Consider the following 17999-nt stretch of genomic DNA (forward strand, 5'->3'; position numbering starts at 1 on the left):
ATCTATTCTGCATTGAAATTATACGGATATATGTTCTTTGCGCAGTTATCGGTCGCTGCCACCGCTTCAACATATAGTTGATGATAAAGTAGGTCGCTGATGTCCCAGTGCTGTGACTGCTCAGCACGGAACTTCTGAATGCGTGCTGCCTTGAATAACTCATTGAGCTGGGCTGCATCACTAACCGAGTTGAATATCGTCTCGGTTAAGCCGTACTTATCTCCGACTAACTGCTGACGGAGATTAACCACTGTTGCACCGCTATCGAGTGTTGACGGACAGAATTTCTTATACAAGCTATCGTAATAGTACAGGTTGTACTGGTTAGAGTCGTCCTGCTTTGCTATCCAATACTCGATATGGGTTGAATGTGGGTCAGCATTCAGTTCGTCAAGCGTTCCATTGAAAGGCTCAATGAATGTATTGCACGAATAGATGATATTGTAAGCCGTGATATACGATTCAACGAGCTGCTCTGCACGCTGTCGTGTCTCATTATCTGCTGTAGTCTTATCATCCGCAGGGAGGTCGGCATAATCCAAGTCCCAACAATTCTCCCAAGAGAGTTCAGAGACTTGGTACTGGTATGCTTCCTCCTCCGTATTGTAACGGATGCGCCTTTTGTCCCAAGGCACTTGATAGAGTGTCAAGCGTGGAGAGTTGTCTGAACCCTCGATAGATAAGAGGTCAGGGAAAAGGTCCTTATCATATCCGAAGGTTGCAGCATCACCCTTGTCTGGTCCAATAGTGAACAAACCGACGAACTTATACGTCACAGTACCGTCCTCCGCTGTCTGTTTCTCGAAGCCTACAAATGTCTCTTGGTAAATAGATACACGTGCTTCGCTGTTCTGTTCGATACCCTCATTAGTCAAGCCAACCGCTTTCCATAGGTCGGTAAATGAATTTACAGACCCCATCTTGTGATATTGCATAGAAGAAGCGATATTCTTCTTTCCTGTCAGCTTTGAGATTTTAGGCAGATTCTTGAACAACTCAAACTTCTTCTGTGCCGTTTGTCCGTCCTCATACACGATGGTCGTATCCTTGGCTACCTTTGCTTTCCAGTTCCATAGATAATAGAGCATAGAGGATGTACCTTGACCTTGCAGTTGGAGGTTGGTAATCGTCAATCGGTTAAGATTCGTGTTGCCATCCTTAGGGTATATCTCAAGTGTTCCCTTTGGACGATAAGACTTGCCGTATTCGTATGCTGGGAGTGGCTTATCAAAAGTAAAGACATTCACCTTGCCACGCACTTTGTCAAAGTCGACCGTGGTACCGAGCGTATCGTAGATGTCGTTATCTAACTTTTCAGCACTCTTCTCACCGACAGTCGACAAGGCATTAATATAGTCTTGATGTACGTTTGCAGCGTCCATTGCGCTGTCATACACACGAATAGAGTACAAATCAACGTCCGCCTTGTCAGAACCTATAACGATACCACCTCCTGAACCTATCTGCATAGAATCAGTAAGCAAGTAAGCGAACTTGCGAGATTCTACACCGTCAATGTAGAGATACACGAGGTTAAGATAATACGTATTACCATTCAAGACGTAGGTGTACTTCTTTGGCGAGATAACGAGTGCCAGGCGAATACGCACGCCATCGTCAGTACTCATCGCCTGCACATCAGCGTTACGCTCGCTACGAGTTGCGAACATAATAGAGGACGGCTTTACTTTCAATCCGATATACCCCTTCTGATAAGGCATAGCAATAGAGATACACTCTGTATCGTAATCAGATGTATTGTTAATCTGATAGTCTATCTCAATAGTCTTACCCGTTTGTGCTGCCTCCTTTGCGAAAGGCTTGTAATCAATCGTGAGACGTGCGCCTGCCGTGAGGCGAAGTGTACGTGCGCCTTCCTCGTCCATTACCCATCCATCACGTGAAAAGGCTACGTTCTGCCACTCCGCACCGATATGCTCGGTATTGATAAGGTTACGAAGGACGTTACGGTCGGTGTCGGTGTTGTTTCTATTCTTTGCATTCAAATAGAACACCGCTCCTGCTGTAGCTGAATAGCCTTGTGAGTTATCCACAGGGAATGGGATAGCGTCACGTAGTCGCACCTCGTCAGTTGGGTGAGTACGGAATCCGATTAACGCCGTAAAGTCAGAGTTATCTATTGTCTCGACCTCAAGCGAAAGCGTGTATTGCATCTTGGTTTGTGTCAGCGTATTCTCAGACACATTTTCTTGCAGCACCTCGTTATCCTTCTTCATCAAGATTGAGAGTGGTGTTGTAACAGCCTTGCCGTCATATACAGCGTATTCCAATACCTTATTTTCGTACCAGTTCAGCAGCTTCTCCGCCTTGTTGTTCACGACTACCATCTTCACAGTTTCGTTATTAGCCACCGCCATAAAGTCGTAGCCTACTGGAGTAGTCTGCACAGTATTGTCTTCATTCGATAGCCAAGCAGAGAGATGGAAGATACCTGTCTTATTCGTGAATGGAACGGTATAGGCTACAGGAGATGATGTATAAGTGGCAGTACCGAATTGACGCTCATACGTCTGCTCGTAGCCTTCACCCGTAATCTTCACATGAAGCGTCTTAGAGATATTACCGCTGATGTAGCAAGGCAGCACAATGTCGCCTTGATAGGCTTTCCACCAGTTGAACTCTGAGATAGAAAGGAAGAGAGCCGACAGCGTGATAGAGTAGACCAAGGCAGGAGAGGTTTGTCCTGTCACCTCACCAGTAATCTTCACCATGATATTGTTCTGTCCACTCTCAAGGAACTTGAAGACATCAACCGTGGTAATGGTATTCGACTGACAGCGACCACGAGCCTTACTAACGAACGTACCATCGCCAGCCTTAGCGAAGATTTCGTACGTTCCCCATTCGCCACTATCTACATAATCCGCCTGTCCTACATCCTTAGTGCGAGAGACAAACATAAATCGAATAGCGCACTCACCAGCCGACTTAGAGGCAGACAAGGTTGCGGAAGGTAATTGATTGATAGCACGCAGATAGTACAAAATAGTCTGCTGTTGTCCGCCACCGCCTTGCCCTATTAAAAGCTCTGATAGCTTCACTGGCGTCCACTGATCATCGAGCCAAACCAGCACCCAGGTATCCGATGTAAGGTTATCCGCCTCGCTATTGACGTTGGAAAGTTGCCCTATTGAGGGTCTGTTCTTAGCTACAACAGCTTTCGTACGCTCCTCTTCTGCGTTGCGTTCCTGTATGAGTTCGTTAATCTTCTCGGGAATCTTGTTAAATTCCTCAGCCGTGAGTTGGTTTCCCGTTTGCTTATTAGGGATGTAAATTGGTTCTATCGTCTTAGCCATGTCTATGCTAGTTTGAATGGGAATGTATAAGTAAATCCGTTGTTGCCCTCCACCTCTAATCCGTGTGCCAATGATAGCGCATGGCAGATGATGTCTTGTAGGAGTTTGGGGTGAGAGGAAGAAAAACTCTCACCCGTATTATCTTCGATGCCACGGATAGATGCTTGTACAAAACGGTTATCTTTCGTGCGGCTCTCTGTGAGATGTAGCTTGATGTACTTCATTATAGAATTTCTTGCAAGTTATTCAAGAATTTGCAAGGATTAATACGCTAAAGCTTTCGATATTTTTTCAGCAGCCATACCAGGATGTAACCCACTGATGCAAGTATAAAAGTAGACATTGCGCCAATTGCCCATCCGCCGACATCCATCTTTAGCTTCTCCCATCGGGATAGCTTCTTCTCTACTGGAACAGGGACTTCAATGCGTTCTTTCCTTGTTGCTCGCAGGCTGTCATTACTTGCCTTATAGCGATCAAGCTGACGTTGCAGTGTTAGATTATCCTGCGTAGCGTGCCATCGGTCACGATAGCGAACGATCAACCGTTCCTTAACGTTGCCTTGCTCGTCCTTGACGATCACCACACTGTCATGGATAGCAATGCTGTCACGGATGTTTATCACCTGCCGAATGATAAGGCTGTCCTTAATGTGTACGCTGTCTTTTCTCGCCATATAGACCGTATCGGTGCGCACGCTCTGCACAGGAACATACACTCTATGCGAACAGCTAACGCAAAGTACCGCAAAAAATATTGCAACGAATAGTAAATGTTTCTTTTCCATATATCCCTTACTTAAAGATTAGCGTACTCTGTCTTTGCATCGAAGCACGGACAAGCTTTCATCCACTCGTTAGGCGTTATCTTGCCGTCCTTATTCAAGTCTGGTGAGAAGTCCCTATGTCCTTGAATCACGGCTGTGGGGTACTTCTTATGTAGCATCTTCAGTAGGGAACGCAGACTTGCTTTCTGTGCGTCTGTGCGGTTATCAGCGGGTTTGCCATTGGTATCAATGCCACCAATATAAGCAACATTGATTGAAACAGAATTAAAACCCTTAACGCCATTGCTTACTTTCTCCTCATCAAGCAACTGTGTAATCTTTCCGTCTGGCGATACCACGTAATGATAACCAGGATTAACCCAGCCTTTACGCTTGAACTCCTGCTTTAAGCCCTCAATCGTCATGGATTGATGGCTCGCGGTGCAGTGAACCGCAATGTATTTTATATTTCTCATCTTACATTAATCGAATTTGGGTTTATTGTCGTTAATATCGACGTGAGATGTTTTAAGATACTCACTAAGGAACGGTACTTTGTCTATCGCTTTCAGTGTCAGAACGTAATAAACAAAACCTGCCACTTTCCACATTGTAGTATCCTCAATGAGCATCATTCTCCAATTTCGGACGATATTCGTAGAGTAAAACCAAATCGCCACACCGCACAATGCCTTTACAACTCCGAGCGTCTCTTCTCCTGCATGAAGGAAATAGCCTGTAATGAAAATAGAAGCTGACATTACGAAGAATAAACAACAATGATAGAAGAACACCATTGATTTTTTAAAGTTCCACTCCTCACCATGTTTCAGTCCTGCAACTAATCCAAAGATATAGTTGATTCCGAAGACTACAAGCATAGCATACATAAAGTCCCTTATGGGAAAGAATAAACTCAGCATTCCGCTGATGACACTACACATTACGTATTTAAATTGTTCTAAATAGTTCATACGAATACCCCTCCTTTCTTACAACAGATAGAGCCCTATACCCAATAGTGCTCCCGTCATCCCTGCCACGACATCGTGCCAATCGAACAGCTCCTTGCGGAAGTAATAGTCCATGCTCTCCTTGCCAAACATGAGAATGAAAGCGGGTACGAGCGATAATAACAAACTTGCATCAATGGCGTGCAGCCCACGGCATACTACCATCGATACGATTAATCCTGCAAGCATGTGCAGATACTTGTCGCTGCCAATGCTGGCGAGCTTACTGAAAAACTTGTATATTGCGTCCATAATTAAAATTATTTATGCCCCTTTCAACACCGCCCTTGGGGCTTTTGTTTTGTGAGTGGTGCGATATGTTGTTTTGAGCACTACTGGTCAACGTTGTGAGCACCGCTGGTCAACGTTGCGAGCACTACTGCTCATTTTCTTAGCTAGTGGAATCAACTGCCCTCGTGCATTCTCGTTATTTCTCCCGTTCCTTTATCTATCACTTTGTTGCGCCACAAGACCCTGTACTCGAACTCGGGAGTTAAGGGAATGGGTGTGCCAACCTTGTACTGCTTATCCCACGTGGCAACATATAATATCTCGCCCGTTTCGTCCACATTCAGCGTCTTGCCCTGCCCTGCGGATTCGACCACGCCAACGGGTACAACCAAATCCTTAATACCTAAGATAGGCACATCCACCTCAATACGGATATTATTTCCAAAGGTGCTGCGCTCAAATCCCGTGTTGCGCACAAAGAGCGTGAGGCTGATTAGCACCGAAACATACACACCGTCTGATGCGTCCTTGACCGTCATGGTGAAAGCCTTGCGCCGTGCGTAGGCAGTAATATCCGTTGGCAAAACAATGCCGTTGCGGTTCAAGAGTAACATCGTGTTGCCCTGCTTATCCTTGATGATAAGATTAGCACGCCCATCGATGATACCATATTCTATTCTGTCCTCCGTGCCTTGCGCAATGATGTGCCGTGCGTCAATCGTGCCATCAGCATTGAATACGGCTGATTCCGTTCCATCAGCGGCTTGTACACGGGTCTTGTTCGCAACCAAAGTAAGCGTACTATTCTCGCCGTCTAAGTGCATTCCCACCGATTCAAGCCCCGTGCGGAGGTCACGAATGGCAGCGTCAATCGTCTTATCGCCCACTTTCAACTGTGCCTCAAATTTCTTCGTGGTGTACGCCTGTGCCGACTGCCAATCGGCTATGTCGAACGCATCGCCTTTCTTCTTAGGCTTAACGCACACAAGGAGGTCGTTCTGATACTCCGTGCCGTAAGTGGCATTCGCCCACTGGTCGCCCTCATCGTATGGTGGCGTGGGCTGCGCCTTGACGAACACCCTGCGCTTGCCGTCCGCCGTGTCCTGTGCTCGTTTAGCTGCTTCGAGCGACTTCAACACGTCAGCGTCGGTAATCTCATGCCAAGAGTAGGTGTTGTCTGGATTCTTCTCAAACGAATACGCCCTGCCGCCACCCGTCTCTGCATAGCTTCGATTATAGTAGATGTCATGCAGGTGCATCTCCTTTGTAGCTTCGTCCGCCCACTCGTTAGCAGGTTCAGTGGTGAGTGTTGGTACCACGTCACCAAACCAAATAACAAGTTGCTTGTCTGACTGCTGTTGCACAGCATTGATACGTCCCTGCATAGATTCCAAGAAGTCTTGCAGACGTATATACTTACCACGATTAGCAGGGTTCTCGACCCTTATCTCGAAGTTCTGCTTATCAAAAAGGAAGATAGGGTCAGGAAGGGTAAAAGAATTGATGCCCTTTATAATCTTAAAGTAAGGCGCACCTTCGCCAGCTGCCGACTGAATAATAGCACTCTGTCTATCCTCAACCGTGAGGTTACCTAACTGCACAACATCGTCGCCCACCTGCGGCTCATCGCTCCCACTGGCGTAATCATCCGCCTGTGTGTTATCCGCCACATCCACGTAATCCGTGCCCACGCTCGTAACCCTGCGGTGCCAGTAATGATTCGCTGCCTGCCCGTTATTGTCAACGAGGTTGAACGTCTCGCACAACGCTAAATCGTCCACACGCATAGAGTTATACACCCTGCGTCCTTCGGCATCCTGCTGGCGGAAGTAACAACGCCACGCACCATTTATCTTCTCTATTCGTGAGATGACAAAGCCACCAGCAGAGTTTACCACCTTGCCCTTGATGTGAGAGGTCTTCATTATCTCCACCTCCTCTGCGGTCAGCTTCTTTCTCACGTGAAAGACATCGCCCTCCACGTGCCACTGCCCCTGCTCATCCTGATAGATACTCGCCCCACTATTATCCTTGACAAAGTTCCCCATCACGAGCTGCTCCAGTCGTGCCACACCCTCCTTGTCAATGCCATAGCTGCCACCAATAGCAATGCCCTTGAGGAACGTTATCAGATCTTGTGCGGTGTCAGGGGAATCCTTGCGGAGGAAACGTGGGTCAACATAGTTCTTGATTATCTCGGCGGTCTGACTAGCGTTGATACCACCACCGCTGAAATTACCCGAAAGGATATTATTCACATCCTCCTTGAGTTGAGAGATAGTACCCTTGACGGCTTGATTGCCAACGACAATATCCTGTATGATTGGATAGTCCAGCTTCGTAACCAGCTTGATAACACGTGTATTTAACTTATAGCCCTGCCCATCGTCAAAGACTACCTTCTGACCTATGTAAAGGTTAGGGTTACGCTCCGCAAAGACAACCGCATTAGACGCAAAGGAATAATTGTTATTGTCTTGCGTCCGTCTGTTTATCTCCTTGATGGTGCGTGCTGCTAATTCCGCTTGAGCGAGCTTTGTTTCGTGTTCGCCCATAACGATGTTAAACAGCACGACCATATTACAAGTGAAGTCTGGGAGGTTCTTGCCACGTGGGTAAAGACCTTCGCTTTCGTTGGTAGGAATGATGGTGTCGCCACTCTGATACTTGATTATCTCATAGTCGCCCTTGATGATAGATACACCACTATCACCATTTGAGATGCTCTCTGAGATATTCTGATTCGTCTCGTGGTAATGGAGTTCAAAGCCCTCTTGCCCGTTTGGCTGCCCTACAAGCCCTTGTGTCAGTGCGTCGTATTGCCCATCTGTGGCATGGGTGTTAACCTTGAATATTCCTTTGAGCGTGTAACCCTGTAATACCTGCTTTGTTCGGTCTATTTCATAATCATACCAATAGTGCGTGATGATTTCTCCACTTTCGTTCTTATCGTGAGTTATATTGATAGCATTCTTGCCTGCTATCTGTGTTGTAGATGGGAAAGCAAGGCGCATATACCAAATAGTATAGGTCTTTTTGTTTCCCCTGCTGTCAAGCTCTATTTCCTTTGTCTGGCTATTCTTGAGATAACACACGTGCTTACGGACATTGTAAACATACAAGTCGATATGAGGATAAACATCATCAAAGGAGAGAGCCAATGTCTGCTTGATAGCATTTGAAGCGTCAAAAGCTGCCTTTGTTGTAATATTCCCATCCGTGTCTACATAGATACATCCGTCTGGATAGGTCTCCTTGTCAAGTCCTAACCTTAGGAGGGTAGCTACGTTGCCAGTGCCAACAAGTGCCTTTGTAGACATATTCTTTGTTGAGCCTTGTGGATAGAAGCAGTTATAGTAATTCTCCTTGCTATCGCTTATGTTAGGCACTTGTACGTTATCATGCGCCTTTAACGTTGGTACTTCTTCGCCGAGATTAATACTTATCTGACCGAAGTACAATGATTTGTGCTCCCATGATAAATGCCACTCGCATGAGTTGTTTTTACACCCCTGAGCAATAGCAGACAATACAGAAAGTATATCATTCGATGATACCGAGAATGAAACAGACGCATCCACGTTACCGCAAAGGGTGTAAGTGAATTGCTGCGCTTTCTCTGTTATTCCTAATGCTTCGTTGATAGCCTTACAAGCGTATTCAAGTGCATTTGTCGTTAACCCCTCAAATGACCATTCTTGCTGCTTGATAGGGTTTTTATCCGCATCTGTAGTATCGTAGAGAAACGGCACACGTGAAAGCCACATTAAAGGGTGCTGAAATTCGGGGGTGTACTTGAAAGCCGTACTATCTTCATTCGGTGTGTATGAGTTGAGTAGCCTATACTTCAACCCATCATCAAAAGGTATGATATACGCACCAGCAGGCAAAGTAACCTTTAATTCGCTTTGCCATGACAAACGTACTAAGTTAGACTTCCCCAACTCTTCCTCATGTTCTGCCCCACTTGTAAGCGTTGCATCTATTATCTTATTGCCGTTGATGTCGTATATTACCATACGCACAAAGTTAGCGAGCATATAATAAAATGGTAGAGTAGGGGACAATAGAAAAGCCACAATGTCTTAGTTGTGGCTTATTGTAGGTTTTGTGTGGGGGTGATAGCCCCACATTGCCTATTTTAATTTATTTTCTAAGTCTGATATTCTTTTATAGAACCCAGTTGTATGAGGTGACGCACCGAGTTTTAACACCTCAAAATCATAATGATGTAAATACTCGTGCAGCAATGTGGCTGCCATCTGCTTAATTGAAACTACTTGTTTCTTTATAGCAGTGATATTATACAATGTTATTACTTGCAATGCAGGCGTATAAGTGCCTAAAGTCTTACGCCTCAACGTACCACGATAACCAGTGCTATGTGGTTGAGCACGATTTACTACTCTTACAACTGGTGCAGGCACTTTGAATCGTGCAGAAAGATAATCACAAAGCATTTGTGCTTTCTTCTGACGGTCTGATATGCTTTCAGTAGCTGACAATACCGCCTTATATTCTTTCTTTGAGAGGCGGCTTAATTTTACCGCCTCAATCTTATTTGATTTCTCGTATGCGTTCATAACTTATGCTATTTTTACAAGATTTGCTTTCTTAAAACAACGCCATTCGTCTTTTTCTGTATCGAAGTACACTTGACAAGTGTCTGCTGTTTTCTTTGTACCCTTTGTTGCTGGTATTCTTTCACTCATAAGAGTGCCATATGCTTCACGTATGCTGCCATCTACCTTCTGAAAGTAGAACTTAACTACTCGCTTGCTAAGGGCTGCTTTTAGCTTGATATTAACCCAAGCGCACTTTAACGCTTCAGATAGTGTATAACCATTTTTGCGAACGAATTGCCATGCAAGCATCATTACTTCTCTCATCGTGTTTTTGAATGTTGTTGCCATAATCGTAATATTTAAGTTGTTTATCAATCTAATTCAACGTCTTGTATGTAAGGTATCTCACCAACTTCTTTCTCTGCACTGCCTGTAAGAGCTACATACATTTGAAAGTCATCTACCTCTACAATGTACCAACCATCGTTATATCTCACCTCGCCATCTTCATAGATGGTCTGTATAAGCGTGCGACCGTCAGGCATTACTGAACTCGCCAACTCGTGAGGGTTGCGTATCGTACCATTGTCGTAGTCGCATATCTGGCTCATTGCTTTCAATGCTCTGTTTGCCAACTTTTTGTTGGTATCGAACTTATCTGTGTAAATGTAGGTTGCATTCATAATCGTAATATTTAATAGTTTATATTTGTTTCTTAATCACAACGCAAAGGTAATGACTATAATCATACAAAACAAATGTTTTGCGCAAAAAGTGTATGATTTTAATAAACGTTAGCAAATAAGGGGTACTTATGTTTATAATATTACATAAATTAACAAAAGGTTGATTTTAGTCAAACAAAACACCTAAATATTTGCATTATTCATTTCTTCTTTATACTTTTGCAGTGTAGTTTATAATCAACATGTAATATGGATATAAAAAAGGTAATAAAAGAGCGCGGCTACACAATAGAAGATGTAGCAAAGAAAATGGGAATTTCAAGGGTTACACTTAGCCAAAATATGAGCCGTAACCCAACAGTTGGCACATTGGAGCGCATTGCAAATGCTATTAATTGTAATGTAAGTGAGTTCTTTGCAGACGAAAAGGACGCATCAAATACTATTATTTGCCCCCATTGTGGAGAAAAAATCGTATTAGAAGCAAAAAAAGTTTCTAATAATGCTGAAAAATAGTTTTTGTTTGTTACTTTTGCGGAGTAATAACTAAACACTATATTAAGATGAGAAGGTACATTATTGCACTTATTATTATACTTGTATCTACACCAGCTTTATGTCAAGAATATACTTACTTTATGGGTATAAGCATGAATAATAATCGTGTTCCTTTTGTGAAAACTTTAACGAAATTAGGATATTTTCTTGATGGTCTTGATATTTCTGAACCTAACATAACAACAGTTATGTATAGGGGTAAATATTTAGGGCTAAATAGTAGTGTTTTCATAAGGGATAATACTGCTAAAAATAAGGTTGAGTATATATCAGTATCAATAGATGTCAAAGTAAACGATACAATTTCATCAAGACGGCACTATATTAAAGCATATGAATTTCTATCAAACAAGTATGATTGGATAGATATGCGCTTTACTAAAGATATCGGAGAACCTTTCTTTGCGTACCCTTTAAAGTGCTTATTTGATGATAGGATAATGTTGGCGTACATCAAAGATATAAATGAGTTTAATGGGAATGTGAAATACTACCCGACCATTACATTTTATCCTTTACCTCTTGGGTTAGCAAGGAGCAAAGAAGAATGTAAATAAAGGGTAGCCGCTAAGCTACCCTCTTTTTATATCCTATTGGTCGGATTCGGCTCTATGAAAGCAAGTCCGAACTTTGCAAAGGTTCGTTCTGTATTCCGTGCAAAGGTGCAACTCTTACCAGTGTATTTAAGATGATACACATCGGGACTATCATCGGGAATTTGTATCGTAATATCTCCCATCCTCATAATTTCGGCAAAGGATTTGTTCTTTGCGTTGAAATCTGCCGCATCACTGCCCTCCATCGTGAAGTTTAGGACAATACTGCGTTCGTTTACTTTAGGAGTAATATTAGCGTATTGCATGCCATCACGCAATCTATCATTGTTGGTTATATAATCCTTTAGAGGATAATAACTATTGAGAGTATCAAGAAACCCATCTCCCATGCGTATACCCCATTCAGTGAGTGCGTTTCTCCCATTTATTAACAAGTCTACCATAATTACATATCTTTAATATTCCGTTTAATATCTAATACATTACTACTCATCTCTTTTAAGGTTTTATTCATAGATGTTGTATCTTCGTGAATGCCCTGCAATTCCAAGTATGAATTAGCCTGTATCGTTCTTAATTCATCAGCGATATTTCTTTGTTCCCCGATTAGTGATTGTAAACCTCGCACAGATACATCTATTGTACTTAATTTGGCGGTAATCAAGTCCTTAATCTGGTCACGTGAGATATTCCCTGCCGTTGTGAGTGCAATGATGTTGCTTGCTTGCTCAAAGGTGATTGATGTCACTCCATTAGCAGTTGCTTTTTGAGATTCGTTGCTATCAACAAGTAACCCCATAGCTTTTAGCGATTCACGACGTTGCAAAAGAATATCTGATAAGCTACTATTCTCCTTTCTGATAGCGTCTACTTCATTCTCTGTAAAGTTATCATCTTCGGCAGCGTCAGCTATCATTTTATGAATTTTCTTAATCCTTTCTTGAATATCAGAACTATTGACGAGAGAGTTAAGAATAGCCTTACCAATGACATTGTTAATGTTATTAGCAAAGGTTTCTGTGTCACTCTCCATATCTTCAAGTGCAGACAAGTAACTATCTTTAAAGCCATCCCAAGAATATCCTGTTAGTTTCTCGTTGAGTTTATCTGCTAATTCTTCAGCTTTGCCAGCACGCTCAATATACTCATCTACCAACTCCTTTGGATTCTTATGTCCCTTGTTATTAAATAATTCTCTCCATGCAGTATTATTGTTCGCTTGAAGTTGCTTTAATAACTCGGGAGAAAGATTCCATAAATCCTCGGCTCTGCTTACTCGCTTATCTGACCCTAAAGATTGAAGAGTAGCATTAAAGCTAGTCCATATCTTTTTATTCTCATTTGCAAACGCATTAAAGGAACTTCTACCACCTAGCTTTAAGAATCCGTAACCTGTATTAGCGTATTCCTTTGCTCTATTATTGATAGCTTTCCTTTGATTGGATTCCCATTCTTCTTCTGCCTTTTTGGCTTTCTTATACGCATCGACAGATTGAGAGTTTGTATTATCTTTCTTCTCAATGTTATTTGAAAGCGTATCAATAGCCTTAGAAAGTCCCTCATTAGCTTTTGCAAGGCGTTCTATCTCTTTCTCCATGGCGGTTTCATTACCACTAAATAGAGTAATAGCAGCTCTCCCGATAGCTCCAGCCGATTCCATGCCATGAGCAGCAGCCCCCACAAAGTTTCCACTTTGGAAGTCTTTAATAGCCTGCATACCCTCTTTGCCTGCTGTCACTATCTCTTTTGCGCCTTTCATAAGGTCACTATCATCAGAAACGCCAAACTTCGATAATAGGTCGGGGATGTCATTAAGATTATTCAATACCAAACTGAAAGCAGACATAAACGCTTTCATGTTCTCATTAAAGTCGTTTATGAACTTGTTTAACTTCCCTTGTGACTTTGAAACATCGTTGTCGGATTTCTTTTTTTGCTCGTTTGCATTAATAAGGTCACGCTCGCTCGCAGCAAGAGCATCCATTGCTTTTTGGACTTCCTTATATTGAGCACTATCTTTGCCGTATTTATCCTCTATCTGCTTGAGGATATTGTCGATGTTTGCAGTGGAAATATCTCCGTCTACTTTTACCCCTGCATTTTCAACAGACTGGCGAGCGTTCCGTTGCTTTTCCATATTTCTCAATGTAGCAACAGATAATCTACCTGCTGCCGACGCCTGCCTCTCTAAGGCGTCAGCTACGTCCATCTCTAACTTTCTTCGTTCCTTGCCATGTTCTGTGGAGAAATTAAAGAACTTCTTCTGCTTATCTTGTGAATCGACTATTGCATTGTTTACTTTCTCTATCTGCTCGACAATAGCTTTGTAGTCTGTCACATTGAGGTTATCGGATGAAAGCATTTCCCGAAGCCTGCCTTTTACTACCTCTAGCTGTTTTATCGTTTGATTCCCAATATCTCCAAAGATTTCATCCCAGTTGAGATTGTCTTTTTCGTTTTTTAAATCAAAGTCTGCTATTGCTTTTGCTTTTTGTGCATTAAGAGAGAGTCTATCTCCTTCTGTTTCGGCTTTCTCAATCTTAGCGTCATACTCCTTTGCTATTGCGAGACGCTTTTCTTGCATTGTGCCGTACTCTTTGAGATAGGAGATGATAGCTAAAGCACGTTTCTCATTAGTTGCTTTCTCCTCTTCCTGTATCTTTTTAACCTCTTCATCATACTTATGCCATGCTGCCTTTGTTTTAAAATCATAGTTCGTATGCTCTTCTGTTGTATATCTTTCGTCAGATGAAGCATAACTATACGATGTACTCTCATAGAAGTTCTTTCCCTTGTTCTTTGGGTTTGCCTCCCATGCTTGTTTTGCTTGCTCTATACGACGTTGCTTAATGTCCTCAAAAGCTCTGTCAATAGCCTGCTGTTCTTTCTTATGATTGAGTTCTATTTGACGGAGCTTCTTCTGGTTGCCATCTTTGAGGATGTCAATCTCTGCCTGCTCGGTTTCGTTTGCTAAGTCCTCTGCTTTACGGGCATTCTCTATCTGTGTCTTTGTTTTTAACTCAAAGGCTCTCTCATTTGCTTCGTTCTGCTGCTCGACTGCTTTTTTTGCATCTTCTGCTGCTTTCTCCGCTTCTTTAGCAGCATCTTTTCTCTTGCGTTCTGCTTCTTTAGCAGCATCCGTCTCATAAGAGGCTGAATATGCTTTTTCCTTGACCTGTAAGTCTCTTATCTTCTTTCTTAGTTCTTTTCCTTTTCTACCTATTGCGTCTTTGTATGAAAGAGAATTAAGTTGAGCCTGTAAATTCTTTTTCTGATCTGCAATAGGATTTGTCTTACCCTCATTATTACTACCCTTCGCAGCATCAGCTTTTTTCTGTTTAGCCTCCGCTGCCGAGGCGTAGTCTGCACCCTTTTGCAATAACTGTTCCTTTGTGAATGTTTTGCCATTCACATTCATAGTTTGCCCTTTCTTTAAAGACTCTCCAAGAGCTGTAAAACGTTTAGCTAATGCAGAAAGTTGCGGGATACCCATTTTATCCATCCACGAAGGGACTTTGCCTGAGAATATTATTTCAAAACCGATAGTGTTTTTCTTGTATTTCTCCATTAATCTTTGGATATTCTTATACAATTGATGTACACCATCGTTCGGGCCTTGCAGGGCTCTACTAATACCAGCTACTCTGTCAGAGAATGTGAGAGTTTTATCGGCTGCTTTTTTTTCAGCAGCTGCAACCGCATCTGTAGATTTCTTAAAATTATAATTCTGTGTGGCAGCATCCCTAACTCTATCTATATATTTTTGTATGAATTGAACATTCGCAAACCATCCTCCATCTCCTAGCTTAGAAAAAATTTCCTTTATTTCTTTATCAGAGAAACCAACGCTTTTCATTTTCATTTTAAGCTCTGCGAACATCTTCGCCATCTCGGCTTTATAAGCATTTCCTGTTTTCTGAGCAAGCGTAGGAGCAAACTGCTCAACAGTGTCACTAAAAATATTAGTTAGCAATCTGGCATTTTCTCTAACTTTATCAGCGTCACCAAAAATCATCTGCATTATTTTATCAGACATACCACTATCATTAGAATCCCTAAATGTAGCTTTAGAGAAATTTTTAAATAGTTCGTCTTTAGCTGCTTTTATTTCTTCCTCATACGCCTGATTCCCTGCATCAATATTATTTAATCTCTGTCGCTCAATAGCTTCTTCTTTGATTAAAGATATTGCTAATTCACGCTTCTTATTTACAATATCTATTTTGTCTCCTTCTTTAATACGAGCCACTCCGTTCTGTTCCAAGACTTTATTTAATTCTTCTAGAACATCTTTTGAAAGCTTTGTACTTGTTGTTACTACTTTATTTGAATCAGATAAGCCTTTTACTTCATCAGACAAACTTCTTACTTTCTGAATAGACTTTGCAGCTGAATCACCATACTTCGTAGACTCTATAGCAGCAGCATTTGTTTCATCGTCTAAAAGTTGCATAGCAGTGAAGACAGCTGTAAGAGCAACAGCTAACACTCCTACTGGATTTGAAGCAATCGCAACTTTTAAGGAATTAAGAGCACTACTGAACCCCATAGTAGCAACAGACGCAACAGCCTCAGCTTCGGACAAAGCTATCCCCTCAGCTTTAGCTAAAGCCATCTGAACAGCAGCTTTCTCCATAAGAAGATTATGTATCTTCTGATAGACGCTCCATGCAACTACAGCTGCCTTTGCGACACCATAAGCTGATGCTACATTAAGAACTATTTGAGCTATTTCTTTCCAATGTTCTACAAGGTAAGATACACCACCAAGAGCATCATTAATTACACCTTCGTTGGCTTTCCCTATATCATTAAACATTGAATCAATAGCATCTTCAATATTACTAATCTGACCAGTGATAGTGTGTGATTGAGCTTCCATAAGTCCGCCAAAGCGACCACCTGCATTAGTCATATTCTCAATAGCCTGTTGAACCTCGGCTGCACCTACCTTTCCAGCAGTTACAAGCTCTCCTACTTTGTCTTTTGTCGTTCCAAATATCTTTGCTAATTCATCTGCAATAGGAATACCACGACCTTGAAATTGCCGTAAATCCTGAGTAAACATTCTACCTTGCGTCATGGTGGTTCCATACAGGTAAACCAAGTCATTTAAAGGAATTGACAAACCCGCAGCTATATCTCCTAGGCGTATCAAAGTTTCATTCACCTCGTTAGCTTGTGTACCATAAGCAAGTAATTGCTTAGCTCCTTCAGACACACTCTTAAGGTCAAAAGGAGTTGTAGCAGCTGTTTTAACAAGCTGATCCATTAGACTATTTGCTTCTTCTGCACTACCTAACATGGTAGAAAAAGCAACTTCTAACTGTTGGAACTCTCCACGAACTTCTAGAACTTTAGAAACTAGTTCTTTTGCTGAAAAAGCAGTTGCAATTCCAGCTGCAGCCGATTGTATCTTGCCAAACAACTGTTCTATACTATGTCCACTCTGTTCAACGACTCTCTGAGTCTGTCTCACGCCATTCTGAACACCTTGAAGAGCAGAAAGCATATTACCATTATCCCCCGTTATATCAAATTTTAATCCAGCCATTCCTTTTTTGTAATGTGTATTTCGTAAACAAAAGTATTATTTCCAACTCATACTACTGATAGCCTCCATGACAGCCTCTTTGCTATTCCCATCCGTTACAGAACTGTCATTGATATGTACCCTTTTCCTTTCTTCATCTGTGAGATATACAGACTTAATGCTGTCTTTTAAGAGTAATTGTAAATTGGTATAGCTTATCCCCCATACTACATAATCAAAAGACCACTTATATCTCTCACAGGCAGCATCTATGAGTGTTCCGTATATTGACTTACCTCCAAAACTCAAAGTTGACCTGTCATCTTTAGCCTTGCTTACCTCTGACATCTTCTCTATTTCTTCATCTATCTTTAAATGTCTGAGGAACAATTCTACCTTGTTATCAGAAATGCATGTTATGAGCAATGTTGCTATATCCTCATTAGTTATTTCTTTTAAAAATATATTCTTCCGTATAGTAACCTTTCTGTTACTCAATATATCTTCTTTTTTTTGCAATGTATGATAAGCAAGCAATAGACAGCATTCTTCCTTATTTGTCGATACTATACGTAAAGCTTCTGCATATGGATTCCTTTGAAGCAAGTCGTTGTCAATATTCAAAGTATCTATAATACGCTGTTGTAAATACATCTTACCCAACGTTACGGGGTATAAGTAAAAATGCCGACGACCAACACTGAACCCTTTCGGTCTATCTATGATGGTGTCGGCAATATCTAATTCTAATTGCTTTTCTTTATCCATATATC

General features: G+C 42.0%; 15 protein-coding genes. 2 read left to right on the forward strand and 13 right to left on the reverse strand.

All coding sequences use genetic code 11. The features are described 5' to 3' along the window. Window positions 1–2: 2 nt before the first annotated feature. The 10 genes from F0475_RS02055 to F0475_RS02100 form a co-directional block, all read right to left on the reverse strand. On the reverse strand, window positions 3–3317 hold the full coding sequence (locus F0475_RS02055; RefSeq protein WP_155715168.1) for a hypothetical protein: 3315 nt from the start codon (window positions 3315–3317) through the stop codon (window positions 3–5). A 2-nt stretch (window positions 3318–3319) separates the two neighbouring features. Further along, on the reverse strand, window positions 3320–3541 hold the full coding sequence (locus F0475_RS02060) for a hypothetical protein (RefSeq protein WP_155715169.1): 222 nt from the start codon (window positions 3539–3541) through the stop codon (window positions 3320–3322). Window positions 3542–3588: 47 nt separating this feature from the next. Beyond that, window positions 3589–4104, reverse strand: a complete 516-nt coding sequence (locus tag F0475_RS02065) for a hypothetical protein (RefSeq protein WP_155715170.1) — start codon at window positions 4102–4104, stop codon at window positions 3589–3591. Between the two features lie 11 nt (window positions 4105–4115). Beyond that, the gene (locus F0475_RS02070) at window positions 4116–4559 is read right to left on the reverse strand and encodes an N-acetylmuramoyl-L-alanine amidase (protein ID WP_155715171.1); all 444 of its coding nucleotides are present in this window, start codon (window positions 4557–4559) and stop codon (window positions 4116–4118) included. A gap of 6 nt (window positions 4560–4565) precedes the next feature. Beyond that, complete coding sequence (locus tag F0475_RS02075) at window positions 4566–5057, reverse strand: hypothetical protein (protein WP_155715172.1); 492 nt, start codon at window positions 5055–5057, stop codon at window positions 4566–4568. A gap of 18 nt (window positions 5058–5075) precedes the next feature. Then, window positions 5076–5348 (reverse strand): hypothetical protein, encoded by a 273-nt coding sequence (locus F0475_RS02080; protein ID WP_155715173.1) that lies wholly within the window; start codon window positions 5346–5348, stop codon window positions 5076–5078. 152 nt (window positions 5349–5500) lie between these two features. Then, window positions 5501–9367 carry a hypothetical protein gene (locus F0475_RS02085; RefSeq protein WP_199879769.1) on the reverse strand — a complete coding sequence of 1289 codons (3867 nt, stop codon included), beginning with the start codon at window positions 9365–9367 and terminating at the stop codon, window positions 5501–5503. A gap of 96 nt (window positions 9368–9463) precedes the next feature. Beyond that, window positions 9464–9910, reverse strand: coding sequence for a hypothetical protein (locus F0475_RS02090; protein WP_155715175.1), 447 nt, complete (start codon window positions 9908–9910; stop codon window positions 9464–9466). 3 nt (window positions 9911–9913) lie between these two features. Continuing rightward, window positions 9914–10240 carry an SH3 beta-barrel fold-containing protein gene (locus F0475_RS02095; protein ID WP_155715176.1) on the reverse strand — a complete coding sequence of 109 codons (327 nt, stop codon included), beginning with the start codon at window positions 10238–10240 and terminating at the stop codon, window positions 9914–9916. Between the two features lie 23 nt (window positions 10241–10263). Continuing rightward, entirely contained in the window at window positions 10264–10575 is a 312-nt protein-coding gene (locus F0475_RS02100) for a hypothetical protein (RefSeq protein WP_155715177.1), read from the reverse strand. A 252-nt stretch (window positions 10576–10827) separates the two neighbouring features. Between F0475_RS02100 and F0475_RS02105 the strand changes: the two genes are divergently transcribed. After that, complete coding sequence (locus F0475_RS02105) at window positions 10828–11094, forward strand: helix-turn-helix domain-containing protein (protein WP_155715178.1); 267 nt, start codon at window positions 10828–10830, stop codon at window positions 11092–11094. 47 nt (window positions 11095–11141) lie between these two features. Next, window positions 11142–11693, forward strand: a complete 552-nt coding sequence (locus F0475_RS02110; protein ID WP_155715179.1) for a hypothetical protein — start codon at window positions 11142–11144, stop codon at window positions 11691–11693. A 26-nt stretch (window positions 11694–11719) separates the two neighbouring features. Here F0475_RS02110 and F0475_RS02115 read toward each other — a convergent pair whose 3' ends face one another. Genes F0475_RS02115 through F0475_RS02125 form a run of 3 tightly spaced genes read right to left on the reverse strand, consistent with a single transcriptional unit; the run spans window position 11720 to window position 17994 of the window. Further along, the gene (locus tag F0475_RS02115; RefSeq protein WP_155715180.1) at window positions 11720–12136 is read right to left on the reverse strand and encodes a hypothetical protein; all 417 of its coding nucleotides are present in this window, start codon (window positions 12134–12136) and stop codon (window positions 11720–11722) included. 2 nt (window positions 12137–12138) lie between these two features. Further along, window positions 12139–17247, reverse strand: coding sequence for a tape measure protein (locus F0475_RS02120; protein WP_155715181.1), 5109 nt, complete (start codon window positions 17245–17247; stop codon window positions 12139–12141). A gap of 36 nt (window positions 17248–17283) precedes the next feature. After that, a complete protein-coding gene (locus F0475_RS02125; RefSeq protein WP_155715182.1) occupies window positions 17284–17994 on the reverse strand; it encodes a hypothetical protein in 711 nt (236 codons plus the stop codon). Window positions 17995–17999 lie beyond the last annotated feature (5 nt).

It is taken from the genome of Prevotella vespertina, from assembly GCF_009728485.1.
GTDB classification, from domain to species: Bacteria; Bacteroidota; Bacteroidia; order Bacteroidales; family Bacteroidaceae; genus Prevotella; species Prevotella vespertina.

Bases quoted from the DNA above. Each gene is read 5' to 3' on its own strand.
- F0475_RS02085 (WP_199879769.1), bottom strand. From the start codon at position 9,367: ATGCTCGCTAACTTTGTGCGTATGGTAATATACGACATCAACGGCAAT.
- F0475_RS02105 (WP_155715178.1), top strand. From the start codon at position 10,828: ATGGATATAAAAAAGGTAATAAAAGAGCGCGGCTACACAATAGAAGAT.
- F0475_RS02095 (WP_155715176.1), bottom strand. From the start codon at position 10,240: ATGGCAACAACATTCAAAAACACGATGAGAGAAGTAATGATGCTTGCA.
- F0475_RS02060 (WP_155715169.1), bottom strand. From the start codon at position 3,541: ATGAAGTACATCAAGCTACATCTCACAGAGAGCCGCACGAAAGATAAC.
- F0475_RS02110 (WP_155715179.1), top strand. From the start codon at position 11,142: ATGAGAAGGTACATTATTGCACTTATTATTATACTTGTATCTACACCA.
- F0475_RS02125 (WP_155715182.1), bottom strand. From the start codon at position 17,994: ATGGATAAAGAAAAGCAATTAGAATTAGATATTGCCGACACCATCATA.
- F0475_RS02070 (WP_155715171.1), bottom strand. From the start codon at position 4,559: ATGAGAAATATAAAATACATTGCGGTTCACTGCACCGCGAGCCATCAA.
- F0475_RS02080 (WP_155715173.1), bottom strand. From the start codon at position 5,348: ATGGACGCAATATACAAGTTTTTCAGTAAGCTCGCCAGCATTGGCAGC.
- F0475_RS02075 (WP_155715172.1), bottom strand. From the start codon at position 5,057: ATGAACTATTTAGAACAATTTAAATACGTAATGTGTAGTGTCATCAGC.
- F0475_RS02065 (WP_155715170.1), bottom strand. From the start codon at position 4,104: ATGGAAAAGAAACATTTACTATTCGTTGCAATATTTTTTGCGGTACTT.
- F0475_RS02115 (WP_155715180.1), bottom strand. From the start codon at position 12,136: ATGGTAGACTTGTTAATAAATGGGAGAAACGCACTCACTGAATGGGGT.
- F0475_RS02055 (WP_155715168.1), bottom strand. From the start codon at position 3,317: ATGGCTAAGACGATAGAACCAATTTACATCCCTAATAAGCAAACGGGA.
- F0475_RS02120 (WP_155715181.1), bottom strand. From the start codon at position 17,247: ATGGCTGGATTAAAATTTGATATAACGGGGGATAATGGTAATATGCTT.
- F0475_RS02090 (WP_155715175.1), bottom strand. From the start codon at position 9,910: ATGAACGCATACGAGAAATCAAATAAGATTGAGGCGGTAAAATTAAGC.
- F0475_RS02100 (WP_155715177.1), bottom strand. From the start codon at position 10,575: ATGAATGCAACCTACATTTACACAGATAAGTTCGATACCAACAAAAAG.